A 20,428-nucleotide genomic window follows, 5' to 3' on the forward strand; every position below is an offset into this window, starting at 1 on the left:
CAGCGCACGCGCCGCGGGGCCCGTCCGTACGCCCTCACCTTCGCTGTGCGTCGGTGACCGCGTACGCCTCGAGTGACCACAGCGAGTAGCCGAAGCGGGTGGCGCGCTTGTCGCCCTGCATCCGGACGAAGCGGGCGCCGCCGGCGTCCATCCGGACCGACTCGCGGCCGCCCCTGCCGTCGCGGACGATCGCGGCCGTGCGCCAGCGGCGCCCGTCCTCGGAGACCTGGATGCGGTAGCGGGCGGCGTACGCCTCCTGCCAGTGGAGAACCACCTGCCCCAGGCGGGCCGGGCGGTCCAGCTCGACCTGGAACCAGGCGCCGTCTTCGGCGGGGGAGGACCAGCGGGTGCCCGGGTCCCCGTCGACGGCGGCGGACGCGGGGAAGTCCGCGGTCTCGTCGCCGGAGGAGGTGGGCTTCGCGCCCCGCGCGAGGTCCGGGCCGCCGGTGCGCGGGTACGCCCGTACGGTCAGGGTGCGCCGCTCGTCCCCGAAGCCGACGGTCACCTCGTAGCTGCCGGACGGGGTGCCCTCCGGGACAGTGATCTTCAGTGGGACGCGCACCTTCCGCCCGCGCGGGACGGTGGTGCCGTCCGGGGCCTCGACCCGGACGCCCTTCGGGGCCTTCACCGCGAGCCGGCCGCGGATGTCGGACGGGCGCTGCCCGGTCAGGTCGGCCGTCACGGTCTGCGGGCCGCCGCCGATCTCGGCGTCCGCCTCGCTGCGGCCCAGCTCCAGTGCCGCGGCCGGGCTGTCGGCGAACCAGGGCACCACGCGGTGCACGACCGGGGCCTTGTCGTGATCCGGCCAGATCAGCCGGAGGGCGTCGGCCTGTACGCCCTTGGCCCGCAGCTGGGTCCAGCCGGTACCGGAGAGCGCGCCGATCCGGCGCCAGCCTTCGCCCGGCACATGCGCCTCGACGTCGGCGGCCCGGAGAGTGTCCTTGGCGTGCCGGGTCCCGGGTTCCGCCAGGACGGTCACCGCCTCCAGCGGACGGGCCCGCCGGAGGTTCACGGTCATGTCCGCATGGCCCTCGGTGATGGCGGTGCCCGGCTCGCGGCGGTCCGCGCCGGTCCAGGCGTCGGCCTCGTCGAGCGCCTTGGTGAGGAAGGGGGACAGCACGCCCTTGCCGACCGTCGCCCGCGATGCCGCGATCTCCTTGCGCAGCCGCCGTACGTCGAGTTCGGCCCGCCAGGCCGCGGCGCCGTCCCCGTGCGCCTGCGCCAGCAGCATGTCCACGGTCCGCATTCCCGCCTCGCCGTGGCGGGCCAACTGGTCCAGCCAGGGGCGCACTTCCTGGCCCAGGGCGCGGCCGGCCGGGCCGGACAGCCGCCGTGGGGCCTCGCGCATCACCTGGAAGGCGTCGCGCAGCCGGGTGGCCGCGGCCTGAAGCTCCTTGCGGTCTGTGCCGTCGTGGCCGTCGTGCGCCGCCCAGAGGGCGGCCGTCAGCGGCCGCAGGTAGGCCGACTCGTCACCATCCAGCACGGACGAGGCGGCGTTGCCCGCGAGGGCGCGCAGCGCTTCGCGTGCGCGGGTGTCGCCGCCCGCGAGGTCGTCGATCGCCGCCCGCCAGGAGTCCTTGGGGCGGTACTCGCGCGGGTTCCAGGCGTAGTCGGCGGCGGTGAACAGCGGAATGCGCGAGGCGGTCGGCTGCTCCATCGCGTTGGCGAGGAGGGCCGCCGAGCCGCTCGCCACCGCGGGCTCCCGGCCGGTGTACGGGCCGAGGAAGATCCGGTCCTGCGCGTAGTCGTTGACGGGGTAGTTGTCCATCGTGACCAGCGGGTGGCCGAAGACGGCTCGGGCGTCGGCCAGTTCGCCGCCGGTGATGGTCTTCGGGACGACGCCGACGCCGGTCCAGGCGATCTCCACGCGCGCGTGCAGCGCGTCGGCGAGCGCGCGGCGGTAGGCGGTCGCGCCGTCCTGGTAGAACTCGGTCGGAAGCACGGAGAGCGCGGGCGCGTCCGGGTGGCGCGCGGCGAGGTGCTTCGCAACCGCGTTGGCGACGCGTGCCTGAGCCCGGGCGGCGGCCTCCGGGCCCGACCCGAAGCGCTCGGCGTCCTCGCCGCAGTGCCACTCGCTGTAGCTCACGTCCTGGAACTGCAGCTGGAAGGCGCGCACTCCCAGCGCCCACATCGCGTCGACCTTGCGAGTCAGGGCCTTGAGGTCGTCGTCGGAGGAGAAGCACAGCGCCTGGCCCGGCGCGACCGCCCAGCCCAGGGTGACGTGGTTGCGGCGTGCGCGGTCGGCGAGCTCGCGGAACTCGGCGCGCTGCGGGCCCGGGTACGGGTCGCGCCAGCGGGACTGGCGGTACGGGTCGTCGCCGGGGGCGTACAGATACCGGTTCTGCTTCGTACGGCCGAGGAAGTCAAGCTGAGCGAGGCGCTGTTCGAGCGACCACGGGGTTCCGTAGAAGCCCTCGGTGATACCGCGCACAGCGGTGCCGGGCCAGTCGCGGATCACGGCACCGGCGAAGGCGAACCTGCCGCCCTTCGACAAACGGACCGTCAGCTGCCGCAGCGTCTGGGCGGCGTGGAAGAGGCCGTCAGGACCCTCGCCCGCGAGCGCCACGGTGTCGCGCCCGTCGACACGGCCGACCGCGAGCCGATAGCCGCCGGAGGGCAGATCCGCGCGCTGGGTTGCGCGCAGGGCGCCCAGTGCCTGCTCCGCGCCCCGCCCACCGGCGAACACGACGAGCCCGCGCGCGGGCAGCCGCTCACCCGGCCGTACGTCGTGCACCGTACGGGTCCCGGCGGCGCGCAGCAGCGCGTGCAGCCCGTCGAGGGCGTACGGATCGGTGGTGTCGTCGGCGACGACGGCGACCTCGTCGGTGACGGGCACGGACGGGCCCTGCGCACGGAGATCCTGCGGCCGGGGCCAGACGGAGGGAACGCCACCGGTGCTCTCCCGGTCCGGTGCCCAGTTCTGGTCGTAGTCCAGGCTGAGGTCCCGGTCCGGTGCGGAGGCCGCGGGGCCCGTCGGCTGCGGCGGAGCCGCCGCGGCGCCCGGGGAGCCGCCGAGCAGTGAGCCGATGACGGCGGCGGCGAGGGCCGTCGCCCCGGCCACTCGGGCCGCGCCGGCTTCCCCTCGCGAACCGCCCCGCCCGCCGGGCTCCCTGCCCCCGAATGGCCTGGTACCCCGGAGCTGCACGGCCTTCTCCTCACCCCTGTCGGTCTGCCCGCCCTCGTGCCAATGGGCACCGAGCCCACCATTCGGCGAAGGAGGGTGTCAACGTGAGTGACCGATGTGCCGGTATTGCGCCCAAGCCTTGTCCCATAACCGCGTGCGGGTGGCGCGTTGGGTGCGCTGTGAGGTCTCGGCGGTGAGGCTTTGCCGTGCGGCCCCGCGGAGCGGGAGCGCGGACCATCGCCGCGCTCCCGCTTCCTCGGCGTCAGCCGTGCACGGCTGACGAGAGCAGGTCGTGCCCGGCCTCTGCTCCCGGGCATCCTTGAAGGGCCGTGCAGCTCTGCTCACCTGACGGAAGACCAGGAGCCGGTCGAGCGCCCCTCTTGGCTGACCCGGACCGAGGGCCTGGGCCGTATGGACGTGGATGGTGGCCCGGTCTCTGCCCTGGCGAGCCCGCGCCGTCCGGTACGGGCCGCGAGTCGGCTGACGGCCCCTACAGTGGGGGCTGTGGGCGAACCGCATGAGTTGACGATGCTGGAGCAGGCCGCGGCGATCCGGGGCCGGGAGCTGTCACCCGTCGAGCTGACCGAGCACTATCTGCACCGGATCGAGCGCCTGAACGGCACCGTCGGCGCGTACCTCACCGTCACCCCCGACCGCGCGCTGGACGACGCCCGCAAGGCGGAGCGCCGGCTCCTGGACGGCGGCGAACTGCCGCCGCTCCTCGGCGTTCCGCTGCCCATCAAGGATCTCGATCCGGTCCCCGGTATCCGGTACACCGCGGGCTCGGCCGCCTTCGCCGACCGCGTCGCCCCGCCCGACAGCGCCACCCATCTCGTCGGCCTGCTCGAACGCGCCGGCACCGTACTGCTCGGCAAGACCAACACCCCCGAGTTCGGGCTGCCCGCCTACACCGAGAGCCGGATCGGCCCGCCGGCCCGCACCCCGTACGACCCCTCACGCGGCGCGGGCGGCTCCAGCGGCGGCGCGGGCGCCGCCGTGGCCGCCGGGCTCGCGCCCGCCGCGCAGGGCAGCGACGGCGGCGGTTCCATCCGCATCCCGGCGAGCTGCTGCGGCATCGTCGGCCTCAAACCGAGCCGGGGGAGGGTCAGTCCGGCGCCACTCGGAGACGTCAGCGGGCTCGCCGCTGCCGGCCCGATGGCCCGTACGGTCCGGGATGCCGCCGCGCTCCTCGATGTGATGTCGGTGCAGGCACCCGGCGACCCGATGCCGCTCGCGGCGCCCACGACGCCCTTCCTCGACTGGTGCGAGCGCACCCCCGGGCGACTGCGGATCGCCCGGTGGGCCCGCCCCGACGTCCCGGGCGTCAGCGTCGAGCCGGAGGTGCTCGCCGCGTACGAGAAGACCTCGGCGCTGCTCGCCGAGCTGGGCCACGAGGTCGTGGACGTGGAACAGCCGCTGCGGGCCGGCGACCGGGACACGTTCACACCCGTATGGGCCGTGCTGTCGGCGCTCGCCCCCGTACCGCCCGCCCTGGAGCCCGAGCTGCTGCCGCTCACCCGCTGGCTGCGCGAGCAGGGCCGGGCGACGAGCGGCACGGAGTACGCATGGGCGCTGGCCGCCATGCAGGCGGTGGGGCGGCGCCTCGCGGCGGCGGTGGCGCCGTACGACGCCGTGCTCACCCCCACGCTCGCCCGGATCCCCGTCCCCGTCGGCTCGCTGCGCAACGACGACGACCCCGCGGCCGACTTCGAGGCCCAGGTCGCCTTCACCCCGTTCACCGGGCCGTGGAACATCGCCGGCCTGCCCGCGGTGTCGCTCCCGCTGGGGTGGACGGACGACGGCCTGCCGATCGGGATGATGCTGGGCGCCGCGCACGGCGCTGAGGGTCCCCTGCTGGCGCTCGCCGCCCAGCTGGAGGAGGCGGCACCCTGGCTCGACCGCCGACCCCCGGCATGGTGAGGCACCGGATGCACGCCACGCGGCTCGCGCTCCCGGTACGCGCCCCCTCGGCGCCGTAAAATTGCCGCCCTCACATCCGCTTCTGCCGCACTCCCTGCGACCGAGGGCGCTCACCACCGTCAAATCGCCGACGGCAGTGTCCATGTGAGCTGGGACACGTTCTGCAGTCGTTTACGTCTGCGATCGCGCCCGGTGGGTAGGGCTGCTGTGACCGACCCCCTGGGGGTACCTCCCGGGCCGCCAGGCCCAGGAGGACTACTGCTGGGGGTGCCCCAGCCGTCGACCAACGGAGGCCCCGGTGGCCGCGTCCGCCCAACTGCTCCTTTCCGCCCTTTCCAAACATGCCGAGCCCGCCGACTCCATGGAGCTCCCGGAATCGGCCAACCCGCTGGATCTGGAGGGCCTGTCCGACCCCGACTCCGGTCTGGACGGTGCCAGCTCCGCCGAGTGGGCCGAGCCCCCGCTGACCAGCGAGCCGCCGCTCGCCGACACCGCCCCCCTCACCAGCGAGCCGCCGCTCGCCGCCGGACTTCCGCTCACCAGCGAGCCGACCGCCACCGGCATGGGGTCAGGCGAGTCCACGGAGGTCTAGATGGGCCGAGCGCGGCTCGCCGCACTGCACGGAGTCGCCACCTCGTACGAGCCCGCCCCGGGCCGTACCGTCGACGTCCCCGAGGAGACCGTCGTCGCCGTGCTCGCCGCGCTGGGTGTCGATGCCTCGACCCCGGCCGCCGTCCGCGCCGCTCTCGACCGCCACACGCACGGGGAGAGGCACCGGCTGCTCCCCGCCACCGTGGTCCTCCGGCATGGGGGACCCCGGCCCGGGGCGCTGAACGGGCTCGCCCGCCTGCCCGAGGGCACCGCCTTACGGGTCGAGACCGAGGACGGCGAGAGCCGCGACTGGGGCCTCGACCCGGCAGCCCCCCTGCACCTGCCCCTCGGCAGCCACCTACTGCGCGCCCACGCCCCCGACGGCCGCTCCGGACGCGCCACGCTGATCGTCGCCCCGGACCGGATGCCCGCGCCGCCCGGGCGTACATACGGCTTTCTGATCCAGCTCTACTCCCTGCTGTCCGCCCGTTCCTGGGGCATGGGCGACCTGGGCGACCTCGCCGACCTGGCCGCCTGGGCGGGCCGCTCCCTCGGCGCCGGGTTCGTCCAGCTCAACCCGCTCCACGCCGCCGTGCCCGGCGAGCCGGCCGATCCCTCGCCCTACCGCCCCTCCTCCCGGCGCTTCCCCGACCCTGTGCATCTGCGGGTCGAGGACGTACCGGAGTACGCGCATCTGACCGGCCCGGCCCGCCGGCTCGCCGCCGAGCTCCTCGACCAGGCCGCCGGGCTGCGCGACGCCGTCCTCCGCAAGAGCGCGCTGATCGACCGCGACGCGGTGTGGCGGCTCAAGCGCGAGGCGCTCGAGCTCGTCCGGGCCGTGCCGCTCAGCCCCGGGCGCCACGCCGCCTACCGCGACTTCCTCGCCGAGCAGGGCCAGGCCCTGAACGACCACGCCACCTGGTGCGCACTCGCCGAGGTCCACGGCCCCGACTGGCGGGCCTGGCCCAGCGGGCTGCGGGACCCGCGCTCGGGCCGTACGGACCGGGCCCGCCGTGAGCTGATGGACCGCGTCGACTTCCACACCTGGCTGGCCTGGCTGACCGACTCCCAGCTGGCCACCGCCCAACGCGCCGGGCGCGACGCGGGCATGCCCATCGGGCTCGTCCACGACCTGGCGGTCGGGGTGCACCCCTCGGGCGCGGACACCTGGGCGCAGCAGGACTCCTTCGCCGCCGGCATGTCGGTCGGCGCACCCCCGGACGCCTTCAACTCCCGGGGCCAGGACTGGGGGCTGCCGCCCTGGCGGCCCGATGCGCTCGCCGCCTCCGGTTACGCCCCGTACCGCGATCTGCTGCGCGGGCTGTTGCGGCACGCGGGCGCGCTGCGAATCGACCATGTGATGGGCCTGTTCCGACTGTGGTGGGTGCCACAGGGCTGCGCGCCGGCCGAAGGCACGTACGTGCGGTACGACGCGGAGGCGACGCTCGGGGTGCTCGCTCTGGAGGCTCACCGGTCGGGTGCGGTCGTGGTAGGGGAGGACCTGGGGACGGTCGAGCCCGGGGTACGGGACGCGCTGACCGAGCGGGGCGTACTGGGGACGTCGGTGCTGTGGTTCGAGCGCGACTACGAGTCGGCCGCCCGGCACGGCGACCGGCCAGGCCCGGAGGGAGACCCTCCGGGCGCCACCCCTCCGCCGCTGGCGCCCGAGGGGTGGCGGGCCGACTGCCTGGCCACCGCCACCACCCACGATCTGCCGAGCACCGCTGCCCGCCTCACCGGCGAGCACGTCGAGCTGCGGCACCGGCTCGGGCTGCTCACCCGCCCCCTGGCGAAGGAGCAGGCCGAGGACACGGTGGAGGTCCACGAGTGGCTGCGGCTGCTCGAGCGCCGGGGGCTGCTGCCGGAAGGTGCGGACGAGGAAGGAGCGGTGAAGGCCGTCTATCGCTTCCTCGCCGCGACTCCGGCCCGGATGGTCGGCGTATGGCTGCCGGACGGAGTTGGGGACCGGCGGCCGCAGAACCTGCCGGGCACGTGGGACGAGTATCCGAACTGGCGACTGCCGATCGCCGACGCGGAGGGGCGTCCGGTCTCCCTGGAGGACCTGGCGACCTCTCCCCGCCTGCACGCCCTGATGACCGACCTGGCCGAACATCTGCGCCAAGCACAGTCGGCGCGCTGAGGAGAGGCGGATGTATCCACAGCGGATGTATCCACAGCAGGGGCACGCGTCTGCGAAGGAGTACGGGCACTCGTATACGGACGGGAAGGGCCGGGGCCATCAGTCTCCCAGCGAGGGGACCACCGGCTTCATCCGGTGGGGGAATCGCATCCCTGGCCTGTGATGTTTCCCTTTCGCCCCGCAAGGGACCGGTTCGGTCAGGTGGGGGAGCGGAGTCACAGCAAGCTCCGGACGTACCGGCAGTCGCGTACGGACGTGAGGGGGCCGGGGTCGTAGGGGCAGGGGGTCCTGGACGTGAGAGTGTGCTCAGGGCCGTCAGGCCCGAGAGCGCGCAGTCCAGGACCCCCTGCCCCGGAGGCCCCGGCCCCCGGCACCCCCACCCGCCTGCGGCGCGCCAACCGGCGCCAACCGGCGCCAACCAGCGCCAACCAGCGCCAACCAGCGCCAACCGGCGCGGAGCGGCCCCCGCGGCGAGCGGAAGCGCACCCCCGGCCGCGCGGCCCGCCGGGCAGTTCGCTACTTTGGCCCTGTGGAGAAGAAGAACGTCCTGCGTGCCGGAGCCGTCGCGGCCGGTTCGACGCTGATGATGCTGCTCATGTCGTCCCCCGCGTTCGCGGTCTTCCCCGACGACGGCGACGACCCGGGTCCGGGTCTGAGCGTCGCCGAGACGCTCGCCCTCTACGTCGCGGCGCCCATCGTCCTGTTCCTGGTGATCGCCGGCCTGGTGATCGTGAGCGAGAAGCGCAGCAAGCACCAGGGCTGACCCCACACCCCGCAAGTCCTCCCCGACGAGGGCGCCCCGGCCGTACCGGCCACGGGCGCCCTCGTCGTGCGTGCACGCCCTGCGGCCTTCCGGCCGCGGCAGGGACCGGCAAGCCGGTGGTGCCTTGCTGCTTTCAGCCGTTCGCCGGTCACCACCATGGAAGCGGCTTACCACCGTGGTCGAGATACCAGCCGCGTTTACGCCCTCGGCGGCTTTGACGACGCCGCCGTCCTGGACACGGTGGAGGCCGTCGCCATTCCGGACCGGTACGACCGCCGGGCGCGTCCGTGACGTCACATCAGCGCCCGGTGAACCACGAGGCGTTGCGGAGGTGCGTTTTGGCCTATTGATTGCGCAGGTGGAACGGATTCGGGCGGGGTACGGGCGTGCGCTCCGCTGAATGAGTGATCGGCTGACGGTTCTCTTGCCGTAGGGCCACTCGGGTGGATTACTGATAATGCCAGGCAAAATTGCCGCCCATCTCTTTCTGGAGATCCTGCCGGCCGACTTGCCCAGTACCTCGTTCCTGCGATGTCAGGGCGGGGCACTGGGCCCAGGAAGGTCATGGTGGGCCGGCTGACAATGACGGCTCAACTCAACGACCTACCCTCACCAGGCCCCCACGACTTGGGGTGACCTCGTGGCCGGTTGAGGCTGCGGGCCCCCACGCTTTTCGGCGGTCACCATGACCGGGTTGGCGACTCAGACCACCGGCGCCGGTCGTCTATGCCCTCTGGAGCGTCTGGCCGCCACCGGGAACGTCAGTTCGCCATGGCCGAGCAGGGCGTCAACGGCACTGACACCCGTATCAGGTCGGAACCGGCGCCGGCCGCCTCGGACCGGAACGCGTCGGACAACCGCGCGCCAGCGCCCCGCCGTTGGCGCTGCCCCCGGCATCCACGCCTGCCGCGCAAGCCCATCACCAAACAGCGAAGGAGGCCCATCATGGCAACCATCACCTCCCTCACTCCCAGTCCCAGCCACAAAGGAATCACCCTCAGCATCAACGGCACCAGCCTGTCGGGCACCACCAAGGTGAACTTCGGGAGCAAGTCGGTCACCCCCGCCAGTGTCACCAGCACCCTGGTCACGTGCACCATCCCGGCGCTGTGTGCCGGGCAGTACAACGTCAACCTGAGCGCGGGAACCACCAGCAGCAACTCCGTGGCGTTCTTCTACGCCGCGACCCCCTTCGTGTCGGCGCTGAGCACGAACACCGGGCCCGCGAGCCCCGGCGCCATCAACCTCCTCGGCAGCGGCTTTCTCAACGCCTCCGCGGTGACCTTCGGGGCTCTCGGCGCCGGCGGGGGCCTGACCGTGGTCAACGACACCCAGATCACCGTCACTCCGCCCGCGCACGGGGCCTTCACCGGCTGCACCGACACCATCGACGTCACCGTCACCACTCCTGGTGGCACGAGCGCGCTGAACGGCGCCTTCGCCCAGTTCACGTACTACGACGCACCGGCCGTCACCGGCATCAACCCGACCACGGGACCGGCCGATACGAGCGTCACCGTCACCGGCACCTGCTTCCTCGACGTCGTCGACGTGACCTTCACCCCGACCGGCGGAGGCGCCGCGGTCTCGGCGAGCGGCTTCTCCTCCGTTTCCGCGACCCAGCTCATCGCCACCGTCCCCGCCGGTCTCACCGCCGCCGCGACCTACGACATCCAGGTCGTCACCCCCGGTGGCACCAGCCCGGCGGTCGCCGCGGACATCTTCACCGCCGCCTGAGCCATCGCCCGGGGCCCGGGGCCGCCGGCCGCTCGCCTTGAGGGCGGCCTGCCCCGAGCAGTCACAAGGGTGCATGGCGCTGTGCCCTGGCCGCGGTTCGCCGCCAGGGCACAGCACCCCCCACCGCCGCGCGAGAAGGAGTACGCCATGGCCCCTGTCATCAGCAGTCTCAGCCCGAATCAGGGCCCCACTGCCGGGGGGACAGCGGTCACGATCACTGGAAGCAGTTTCACCGGTGCCACGTCGGTGAAGTTCGGGACGGCCCCGGCATCGTTCACGGTGATCAGTAACACCCAGATCAGCGCCACCGCTCCGGCGGGATCGGGGGCGGTCATGGTCACCGTCACCGCGCCGGGGGGAATCAGCAACGGGGTGACGTACACCTATGTCACCGCTCCGGTGGTCAGCACGATCAGCCCGAATCAGGGCCCCACCGCCGGGGGCAACACCATCGTGATCACCGGCAGCGGTCTCTCGGGTGCCACCTCGGTGCTGTTCGGCAGCCATGCCGCCACCATCGTCAGCAACACCGGCACACAGCTGACCGTCACGGCTCCCGCCGCGCCAGCGGCGCCCGTTGACGTCTCGGTCACCACATCGGGCGGCACCAGCACTTCGCAGCCGTACTACTACATCCCCGCGCCGACGGTCACCGGCCTCGATCCGTCCAAGGGGCCGACCGCCGGCGGGAACACCGTCACCATCGTCGGCAGCAATCTGACCCTCACCAGTGCGGTCCGCTTCGGATCCAGCACCGCCGGCAACGTCACGGTCCTGTCCGACAGCCAGATCACCGCCCAGGCACCCAGCAGGACCGGAACGGCCACCGTCACCGTCACCACGCCGGGCGGCACCAGCCCGGCCGGGATGGGCGATGTCTACTACACCTACCTCGCGCCACCGCACATCGACACTCTGAGCCCGATCGGAGGGCCGGCCACGGGCGGTAACACCGTCACCATCACCGGCAGCAACCTCACCTACACCGACGACGTCAGCATCGGTGGCACTCCGGCGGCATTCACCACCGTCTCCGACACGCAAGTTGTCGCCACAGCTCCCGGCGGCCCTCCCGGCAGCGTCAGCGTCGTCGTCCACACCCCGGGTGGCACCAGCAACAGCGGCACCTACCTGTACGAGTAGCGGGGATGAACCATCGCGCACGGCGCCGACGCCGCCCTTACGGCGCCGGCGCCACGCGCAGGACGGGGCAGCCCGCCCGTCAGCCCTTCTGGCCCGCCGCCGCGTCCGCGGCCTGGGCCTTCAGCGCGCGCTCCACACCCGCCCGCGCCTCGGTGACCAGGCGCCGCAGGGCGTGGTTCGGCTCGGCGGAGGACAGCCAGGCGTCCGTCGCGTCCAGGGTCTCCTGCGAGACCTGCAGCGTCGGGTAGAGGCCGACCGCGATCTGCTGCGCCATCTCGTAACTGCGCGTGTTCCACACCTCCTTCACCGCGTCGAAGTACTTCGCGGTGTACGGGGCGAGCAGCTCGCGCTGGTCGGGCTGGACGAAGCCGGCGATGACCGCCTCCTGCACGGCGTTCGGGAGCTTGTCCGACTCCACGACCGACGCCCACGCCTCGGCCTTCGCCTCCGGAGTCGGCCGCGCGGCGCGCGCTGTCGCGGCGTGCCGCTCACCCGCCGCGGTCCGGTCCCGCTCCAGCTCCGCCGCGATCGCGTCCTCGTCCGCGCGGCCGGTCGCCGCCAGCCGCTCCAGCAGCGCCCAGCGCAGCTCGGTGTCGACGACCAGCCCGTCGATCGTCTCCGTCCCGTCCAGCAGCCCGGCCAGCAAGTCGAGCTGCTCGTCCGTACGGGCCGTGGCCGCGAACGCCCGCGCCCACGCCAGCTGGTGGTCGCTGCCCGGGTCCGCCGCCCGCAGGTGCTCCAGCGCCGCCTGCGTCCACTTCGCCAGACCGGTCTCGCGCCATTCGGGGGCCGCGTACAGCTCCAGGGCCAGCTTCACCTGACGGTGCAGCGACTGGACCACGCCGATGTCCGACTCCTTGTCGATGTTGGACAGCACCAGGTCGAGGTAGTCGCGGGTGGCCAGCTCGCCGTCGCGGGTCATGTCCCAGGCCGAGGCCCAGCACAGCGCCCGGGGGAGGGAGTCCTCGAAGTCGCCCAGGTGCCGGGTGACGACCGCCAGGGACTCGGGGTCGAGCCGGACCTTGGCGTAGGTCAGATCGTCGTCGTTGAGCAGGATGACCGCCGGGCGCGGCCGCTCGGTCAGCTCCGTGACGTCGGTCAGCTCGCCGTCGACGTCCAGCTCGACCCGGTGCGTACGGACCAGCTTGCCGTCCCGCAGGTCGTAGAAGCCGATGGCGATCCGGTGCGGACGCAGAACCGACTCGCCCTTGGCACCGGGCGGCAGCGGCGGCGCCTCCTGCCGTACGGCGAAGGACGTGATCAGGTCGTCGTCGTCCGTGGCGACCTCCGGCCGCAGGATGTTGATCCCCGCGGTCTCCAGCCACTTCTTCGACCAGGTCTTCAGATCGCGCCCGGAGGTCTCCTCCAGCGCGTCGAGCAGGTCGGTCAGCCGGGTGTTGCCGTACGCGTGGCGCCGGAAGTACCCCTGGACGCCGCGGAAGAACTCGTTCATGCCCACATAGGCGACGAGCTGCTTGAGCACGGACGCGCCCTTGGCGTACGTGATGCCGTCGAAGTTGACCAGGACATCGTCCAGGTCCCGGATCTCGGCCATGATCGGGTGGGTGGACGGCAGCTGGTCCTGCCGGTAGGCCCAGGTCTTCATGGAATTGGCGAAGGTGGTCCACGCGTGCGGCCACTTGCTGCCCGGCGCGTACGCCTGGCAGGCGATCGAGGTGTAGGTGGCGAACGACTCGTTCAGCCACAGGTCGTTCCACCACTCCATGGTCACCAGGTCGCCGAACCACATATGGGCCAGCTCGTGGAGGATGGTCTCGGCCCGGGTCTCGTACGCCGCATCCGTCACCTTCGAGCGGAAGACGTACTGGTCGCGGATGGTCACCGCGGCCGCGTTCTCCATCGCCCCCGCGTTGAACTCCGGCACGAACAGCTGGTCGTACTTCGCGAACGGATAGGGGTAGTCGAACTTCTCCTCGAACCAGTCGAAGCCCTGCCGCGTCACCTCGAAGATCGCGTCTGCGTCGAGGTACTGGGCGAGCGACGGGCGGCAGTAGATGCCCAGCGGTACGGACCGGCCGTCCTTCTCCCAGCTGCTGTGCACGCTGTGGTACGGGCCGACGATCAGCGCGGTGACGTAGGTGGACAGGCGCGGCGTCGGCTCGAAGCGCCAGACGTTGTCCTTGGGCTCGGGCGTGGGGGAGTTGGAGATGACCGTCCAGCCCTCGGGGGCCTTCACGGTGAACTGGAAGGTCGCCTTCAGGTCCGGCTGCTCGAAGCTGGCATACACCCGGCGGGCATCCGGCACCTCGAACTGGGTGTAGAGATAAGCCTGCTGGTCCACCGGGTCGACGAACCGGTGCAGCCCCTCGCCGGTGTTGGTGTACGCGCAGTCCGCGACGACCCTCAGCTCGTTCGGCCCCGCCGCCAGGGGTTCCAGCGCGATCCGCGAGTCCTTGAAGACCTCGTCGGGGTCCAGGGCGGAGCCGTTGAGCACCACCTCGTGCACCGTCGGAGCGATCAGGTCGATAAAGGATGACGCATCCGCCTCGGCGGAGTGGAAGCGCACCGTGGTCACAGAGCGGAAGGTGCCTCCCTCCTCGCCCGCCTTCGGCGAGGAGGGGCCCAGCTGCGCGCCGCTCAGGTCGAGATCGATCTCGTAGGAGTCGACGGTCAGCAGGCGCGCCCGCTCCTGCGCTTCCTCGCGGGTCAGATTCGTGCCAGGCACCAGGTCCCTCTCCTTCGTCCGTACGTTGCGACCATCCTTCCACGTGGCCGCCTTGCCGTCCGCCCGAAATGGGGTGGGGCAGGATGCTGTCAGCGCATCCCGCCCCACCGGTGTCGTACGAACTGTTTTACGGGGTGACCTTCTCGATGCGGACGCTGCCGCTGCCCGTGACCGTGCCGGCCGCGTTCAGCAGGCTGACCGTGCCGAAGAACTCACGTCCCGCGGGGGCCTCGCCGCCGACCACGACCTGGGCCGGGATCTGCGCCGAGCCGCCGTTGGCCAGCTTCACGGTCGCTGACTCGTCCACCTTGACCTCGCCGAGCGAGGGGGCGAAGTAGACGTCCCGGTAGTCGTACTCGGTCGAGCCGGCGGGCACCGAGTAGCCGTCCACCGTGATGGTGTACGTACCGGCCTTGGGATTGGCCAGGCTGACGGCCTCCTCCGAGTCGCCGTCCGCCGACTGGCCGACGACCTCGCCGTCGAGCGAGACCGTCAGATCCAGGTCGGCGCCGGTGTCGGTCGGCGAACCGATGACGACGTCGAGGCGCGAGACGCCCTCGCCGACCGTGACCGTCGTCGTCTGCGACTCGCCGTCCTTGATGGACGGACGGGCCGACTTGGCCGATCCCAGGGGGCCGCCCTTGAGCTTGCCCTCGATGGCGGCGAAGCCGTTGGTGGCCTTCCACTCGACCTGCGCCGGGGTGCCGACCTTGGCCTCCGGCACGGTCTGCACGGCCGGCTCGAAGATGGTGCCGAGCGCCGTCGCGGTGACGGTGAACGGGTTGTCCAGCAGCGGCGAGGTGCGCCGCGACTCGACCTCGATCTCCCACACGCCCGGCAGCGGGTCCGCGTATGACCGCAGGTCGGGGCGGCAGGTGTTGGCCGGGTTCGGATAGTTCGGGTAGCAGTTCGGCGTCGAGGTCGGATCGACCGGCACGCCGTACGGGTTGATCGCGATGAACCGGGTCTGGCTGCCGCTCGCGAGGCCGCTCATCGCGACCTCGAGGGACTTCGCGCCCTCCGGCACGGTCACGAAGTACGACTCGGTGCTGTTGCGCTGCACCGTGCCGGACTGCTTGACCCCGTACGACGGCTTGGCGGCCGGCTTGGAGACCGTGACGCTCGCCAGGATCTGCTTGTCGATGCCCGTGGTGTCCTGATCGTCGAGGGTCAGGACCGCGCTGTGGAAGCCGGCGGTCGTGGGCTTGGCGACGACCCGCACGGTCACCGGCTTGTTCAGCGGCAAGCTGATCTCGTCATAGCTGGCCAGCCGGAACGTGCCGTCGTTGTTCCGCCACCGCAGCTGGTGGCGGACCGGGCGGTCGGGGCCGGTGGTACGGGTGACCGTGACGTCGTACGCCCTGGACTGGCCCGTCTTCAGGCCGCCCTCGCGGTCGTAGATGCCGGTGCCGTAGCCCGGCGTCTTGAGGTAGCCGGACAGCGCGGTCTTCACCGGCGCCTTGACCGTGTACTCATGGGAGGTCGCACCGGCGCGGATCGCGTCCCACGCGCCCAGGATGTTGATCAGGCCGCTGCCCTGCTCGTACGCCTGGAAGCCCGGGATGCGCTTGGCGGTGCCGGTCAGCGCGGTCCGCAGCGTCGCCGGGGACAGCTCGATGTGCTTCTGCTTGGCGGCGGACAGCAGCAGCGCGGAGGCGCCGGCAGCCTGCGGGGAGGCCATCGAGGTGCCCTGCAGCATGCCGTAGCCGGGCGGCAGCTGGTAGCCCGCCTCGGCGACCGGGGCGCCCGGCAGCCAGGTCTGGATGGTGTTGATGGACGCGCCGGGTGCCGAGATGGTCGGGGTGAAGCCGCCGTCCTCGCGCGGGCCGCGGGAGGAGAAGGGGAACATGGCGTACTTCTTCTTGACCTGCGAGCCGTAGTTGGCGGCCCAGGTCTCCTTGGACACCGAGGCACCGACGCTGATCACCTTGTCGGCGAGGCTCGGGTCGCCGATGGTGTTGGCGCCGGGGCCGCTGTTGCCGGCGGAGATGACGAGCTGCACGCCGTAGGTGTCGATCAGGCGTGTGTACAGCTCGGAGCGGGCGTTGTTGCCGTCGTTGAGCGGGGGCAGACCGCCGATGGACATGTTGACGATGTCGACGCCGCGGTTGACGACGAGATCGATCATGCCCTCGGTGAGCGCGATGTTGGTGCAGCCGCCGGACCAGGTGCAGGCGCGGGAGGAGACGATCTTCGCGCCGGGCGCGGCGCCGTTCATCTTCCCGCCGAACAGGCTGTTGGCGGCGGTGATGCCCGCGACGTGGGTGCCGTGCTCGGACTCGATGACGCCGATGTTGACGAAGTCGGCCTTCTTCCCGACCCAGTCGCCGCCGTACGGGTCCATCGGCACGTCCTTGCGGATCTGCACCACGAAGGGGATCCGCTCGGAGATCGCCGTGTCCGGGTTGTCCTTGCCGAAGTACCCGGTCTGGAAGCCGTCCTTGTACGGCTTCATGGGCTCGTCGTCGGTGAAGTCGCCGTTGTCGTCGAGGTCGACGCGGACGGTGCCGGCGGCCGGGTCGTACAGCACACCCCAGCGGTCGGTGGTGTCGCCGTCCCGGTTGAGGTCACCGGCCATGTCGCCACCGGTGGTCGCGGCCTCGGAGAACCGGCTGACCTGGTACGAGCCGGCGGGCGCGGTCCAGGTACGGCCGCCGAAGGTGAAGGTGGGCCCGGATACCGAGGTGACCATCGGCCGCCAGGTGGCGTCCGCGTCCACGATCGGGTCGGTGGCCGTCACCCAGTCGACGATCTTGCGCTCGCCGGTGGTGGTCTTCTGCAGTGCGGGGTGGCCGAGGTCGACACCGGAGTCCAGGATGCCGATGGTCACCCCGCGGCCGTCGGCCTTCGGATGCTGGCGCACGAAGTCGACGGCGCCCGTCTCGAAGGCGGGCTGGTACGGGTTCTTGGCCGGGGTGTCCTTGCCGGGGGCGGGGTAGCCCGATGCAAGCTTCGGCTCCGCTGGAGGGGCTGACGCCGCGCCCTTTTTCGCGGCCGTCCTGGCGCCCTTGGCCCGGTCGGCCTTCGGCGTCGGGTCCGGCAGCTGGATCTCCTGCTTGAGGTCGATGCCGTGGACGGAGGAGAGCTTCTGCGCCTGTGCGATGGCGCCTTCGGCCTTGGCGGTCGGCACGGTGGCGCGGACGTAACCGAGCTTGTCGTACGTACGGCCGACGGAGGCGCCCTTGACCGCGTCCAGCTGGTCGGCGACCTGCTCGGTCGCGCCGGGCGCGGTGGCGATCATCATGGTGATGTTCTTGTCGCCCTCGGCCTTGGCCTGGGCGAGCAGCTCGGCATCGGTCGAACCGAGCTTGTTCCCAGCCGACTTGACCGGTGCCGGGCCGGTGTCCCCGTCAGCGGCGAGTGAGGGTACGGGTCCGGCCGCGGCGAGTGCGGCCACCAGGCCGGCCGCGACCGCGATACGGACCGCGCGTCTCGGCCCGGAGGCAGATGCCTCGGGTATCGAAGATGAAGACATGGTCATCCCTGATTCGAAAGGGTCCGGAATACGGAACCGGATGACCGCTCACTGTTGTGTAAGTGGCATGGGTTTGGGGAGAGTTGCCCGAGAAGGAGTGGCGTCTTGGCGTATTTCCGCCACCTGCCAGGCAGGGCAATCGACGCGAATCAGGCCAAGCCGGAGGCACGGCCTGACGCCCGCCGGCGGGGCGGCCGGTGTGATGGCCACGGAGCCGCCGCTGCCTGCATGGAGTGTGCCCACCGCCCACCGCCCGGCGCCACGGCACGCGCCGTGCCCTTCATGCCAGGCGCCGCGTACGATCCCGCGAATGCCTTCCACGGCCTACCTTGCGCAGGGGCCGCGCGTGGCCATTCGCCGCGTCTGCCGCCAGGACTACGAGGAACTGACGGCCCTGGCTCGGGAGAGTGACGAGATGCACCGTCCATGGCTGCCGGACCGAGACAACACCCCCGAAGGCTTCGAGAGCTACCTCACGCGGTTCCGGCAGCCCATCCACGAGGGCTTCGTCATCTGCTTGCGGGAGACCGGCGCGATTGTCGGAGGCATCAACATCAACAACATCGTCCGGGGCACGATCCAGAGCGGAACTTTGGGTTATACCGCCTACGCGTCCACTACTGGCCACGGATACATGACCGAAGGCATGCGTCTGGTCATGCAACTGGCATTTGTTCCACCCGCGTTGGCCATCGCCCGAGAGCGCCGTCACGGGCTCTGGTCGATTGGACCTCCGAAGCCTCCTTACGACATGGCGCGGTGGCGGGGGCACTGGCACGGTGGCCACGGCTGGGCGAGCACGTGGACGTCGGTCTTGTCGCCGGCCATGATGTGGACCTCGGCTCGCTCCTCCACGACGATCCCGTTGCGAGTCGCCTTATAGACCCGCAGGGTCATCCGCGACTGCCCGGCCTCCGGCCACTCGTTGCTGTCGCTCACCGGCCCGCCTCCCCGCGACGACGCCGTTGCGCGGCCTCGATCACCTCGAGCGGGTCCGGCGCCGGTGGGAAGTACGGGGCGCAGGCTGGGCAGGCGTAGACGTTCCAACCGGGGCCGCTGTTGCTGTGCACCATGCGTACCAGGACGGGCGTATCGACCATCCGCTGGCAGCGGGCGCACATGCGGATGGGCGTGGGCTCGTTGGCGGCGGTCATCTCAGGCCACCTCCACGCCGTGGATCCAGTACGGGCCTGGAGCGTCGATGCCCATGGTCGCCAGCAGCAGGGCGTATCGCCGCTCCTGCTGCTCGTGCGCGACGAGGTACGGACGGACCATGACGGTGGCGTCACCGTCGACCGGCTGCTCGACCGGCCTGCGCCAAGTTCGGGGCAGCTGCGGTGGGTTCCAGGCCCGCACGACGATTCTGCGAGCCACACGGGATTCGGGCATCCCCTGGAGTGTGCGGTGGCGTGCGGGAATACGAAGGCCAAGGAAGGCCCTCACCCATTCGAGGCAGCGGGCGGTACAGCGCGGCAAGTCGACGCTCCTAGCAAGCGTTGGCCATGCCCCCGGACCGTTCGCCCGGTCGCGGGGGTGCTTTGACCATCACAGCCTGCCGCTGTACGACGACTGAGAGTTGCACCGAAGAGTGCAACTCCCGCGCCGGGCACGGTGCTACACGCCGACCCATTCCGCGTACTCGGAGAGCACTCCGCTACGGACGCGTTCCCGGTGCTTGAGGGCCAGTACGGTCTCCCGCACCGTCGGGTGATAGCGCGTCTGCTGCGGGGCGATCCGACGAGCCCGTTGGAGACACACAAGCGCTTCTCCACGGCTGCCCGCCCACATGTGTGCCCTGCCGAGATCCATCCAGTGGTGCCCGGCCCGTGAGCGGGACCAGCCGCGTGGTAGCCGCACGGCTTCCGCAAGCTCGATCGCACGTCCGTAGTCGTCCAGCTCCGACGCGATCGCCACTGCATGCACGCCGACGTTCAGCATTCCCCAGGTAAGGCCGTAGTTCGGCAGCTCACCCGTCTCCTCGGCGATGGCACGGGCCTCCGCCAGTCGCGCGTCAGCGTGGTCGCTGTCCTTCGCCCGTCCGGCAATCACTGCGGCCCGCAGGTGCAGGCTGCCGCGCAGCGCGTCGATGCCCGCTGGACGCCGGGCGTCCTGGCCCTCGAGGTCGCTTAGCGCCCGGTCGATCACACGCAACCCGATCTCGTACCGGCCTGACGATAGAACCGTCTGGGCGCGCAAGTATGCGTGGATCGCGGCCAGGCCGGGCTCGTCAGCGCGCGGTGCAGTCATCGCGATGCGGTCCAGGGCGACGGTGGCGAGGTCGAGGTATCCGAAGCCCCATGCCAGGGTGAACACGCAACGGAACGCCCCGGCCAGGCACTCGTGTGCCGCCCTCTGTTCCTCGCCCGAGGTGGTGTGGATGGCGTGCACGCACTCGTCGATCAGGGCTGGCAAATCTCGGGCCATCGGCATGTAGTCGGCTTGGCGGCGCTGGAGGAGGGCCTGCTGGACGTCGGCCCGGATAAGGGCGACAGGCCGCGGTTGCACATCCCAGTCATGGGGTACGTCCCAATTCTCCATGCCGATACGGATCGGCTGGATCAAGTCGTCCATCCGGTCACGGCGGAGCTCGTTGATATAGGGCTGTCCCAGGAGTTCGGAAGGGGTGACACCAAGCGACCGGGCGCATGCGGCGACGAGGGAGGGGGAGGCGGGCTTCTGGCCGCATTCGACCTTTGAGAGCAGTGACTTGGAGATGTGGGCTTTCATGGCGAGCCCTTGTTGGGTGAGGCCACGCTGCTTGCGGTACCGCGCGATGCGTGTGCCTGTGTGCTCGTCAATGTGCGGCGACATTCTGGTCTCCGTTCTGCACCGACACCAAAACGGTACCT

General features: G+C 71.5%; 14 protein-coding genes. 8 read left to right on the plus strand and 6 right to left on the minus strand.

Annotated elements, in window-relative coordinates; genetic code table 11:
* Positions 1-34: 34 nt before the first annotated feature.
* On the minus strand, positions 35-3,061 hold the full coding sequence (locus ACY34J_RS07560) for a beta-N-acetylglucosaminidase domain-containing protein (protein ID WP_462725832.1): 3,027 nt from the start codon (positions 3,059-3,061) through the stop codon (positions 35-37).
* A 567-nt stretch (positions 3,062-3,628) separates the two neighbouring features.
* Here ACY34J_RS07560 and ACY34J_RS07565 point away from each other — a divergent pair.
* The 7 genes from ACY34J_RS07565 (at position 3,629) to ACY34J_RS07595 (ending at position 11,418) form a co-directional block, all read left to right on the plus strand.
* On the plus strand, positions 3,629-5,044 hold the full coding sequence (locus ACY34J_RS07565; protein WP_462725811.1) for an amidase: 1,416 nt from the start codon (positions 3,629-3,631) through the stop codon (positions 5,042-5,044).
* A 298-nt stretch (positions 5,045-5,342) separates the two neighbouring features.
* Entirely contained in the window at positions 5,343-5,636 is a 294-nt protein-coding gene (locus ACY34J_RS07570; RefSeq protein ID WP_462725810.1) for a hypothetical protein, read from the plus strand.
* Complete coding sequence (gene malQ / locus ACY34J_RS07575) at positions 5,637-7,775, plus strand: 4-alpha-glucanotransferase (RefSeq protein ID WP_462725809.1); 2,139 nt, start codon at positions 5,637-5,639, stop codon at positions 7,773-7,775.
* A gap of 529 nt (positions 7,776-8,304) precedes the next feature.
* Positions 8,305-8,538 (plus strand): hypothetical protein, encoded by a 234-nt coding sequence (locus ACY34J_RS07580; RefSeq protein WP_462725808.1) that lies wholly within the window; start codon positions 8,305-8,307, stop codon positions 8,536-8,538.
* A 156-nt stretch (positions 8,539-8,694) separates the two neighbouring features.
* Positions 8,695-8,829 carry a hypothetical protein gene (locus tag ACY34J_RS07585; protein WP_462725807.1) on the plus strand — a complete coding sequence of 45 codons (135 nt, stop codon included), beginning with the start codon at positions 8,695-8,697 and terminating at the stop codon, positions 8,827-8,829.
* 654 nt (positions 8,830-9,483) lie between these two features.
* Positions 9,484-10,275 (plus strand): IPT/TIG domain-containing protein, encoded by a 792-nt coding sequence (locus ACY34J_RS07590; RefSeq protein WP_462725806.1) that lies wholly within the window; start codon positions 9,484-9,486, stop codon positions 10,273-10,275.
* A gap of 147 nt (positions 10,276-10,422) precedes the next feature.
* On the plus strand, positions 10,423-11,418 hold the full coding sequence (locus ACY34J_RS07595) for an IPT/TIG domain-containing protein (protein ID WP_462725805.1): 996 nt from the start codon (positions 10,423-10,425) through the stop codon (positions 11,416-11,418).
* 79 nt (positions 11,419-11,497) lie between these two features.
* Here ACY34J_RS07595 and pepN read toward each other — a convergent pair whose 3' ends face one another.
* Both pepN and ACY34J_RS07605 read right to left on the minus strand, forming a co-directional pair.
* Positions 11,498-14,104, minus strand: a complete 2,607-nt coding sequence (gene pepN, locus ACY34J_RS07600; RefSeq protein WP_462725804.1) for an aminopeptidase N — start codon at positions 14,102-14,104, stop codon at positions 11,498-11,500.
* 127 nt (positions 14,105-14,231) lie between these two features.
* On the minus strand, positions 14,232-17,579 hold the full coding sequence (locus ACY34J_RS07605; protein WP_462725803.1) for a S8 family serine peptidase: 3,348 nt from the start codon (positions 17,577-17,579) through the stop codon (positions 14,232-14,234).
* A gap of 310 nt (positions 17,580-17,889) precedes the next feature.
* Between ACY34J_RS07605 and ACY34J_RS07610 the strand changes: the two genes are divergently transcribed.
* Positions 17,890-18,462: a GNAT family N-acetyltransferase gene (locus ACY34J_RS07610; protein ID WP_462725802.1), complete on the plus strand. Its 573-nt coding sequence runs from the start codon at positions 17,890-17,892 to the stop codon at positions 18,460-18,462.
* A 52-nt stretch (positions 18,463-18,514) separates the two neighbouring features.
* Here ACY34J_RS07610 and ACY34J_RS07615 read toward each other — a convergent pair whose 3' ends face one another.
* From ACY34J_RS07615 to ACY34J_RS07625, 3 genes are all read right to left on the minus strand, one after another.
* Entirely contained in the window at positions 18,515-18,733 is a 219-nt protein-coding gene (locus ACY34J_RS07615; protein WP_462725801.1) for a hypothetical protein, read from the minus strand.
* A gap of 1 nt (position 18,734) precedes the next feature.
* Complete coding sequence (locus ACY34J_RS07620; RefSeq protein ID WP_462725800.1) at positions 18,735-18,968, minus strand: hypothetical protein; 234 nt, start codon at positions 18,966-18,968, stop codon at positions 18,735-18,737.
* A 225-nt stretch (positions 18,969-19,193) separates the two neighbouring features.
* Entirely contained in the window at positions 19,194-20,390 is a 1,197-nt protein-coding gene (locus ACY34J_RS07625; protein ID WP_462725799.1) for a helix-turn-helix domain-containing protein, read from the minus strand.
* Between the last annotated feature and the right edge of the window lie 38 nt (positions 20,391-20,428).

The organism is Streptomyces sp. HSS9-12, from assembly GCF_054963655.1.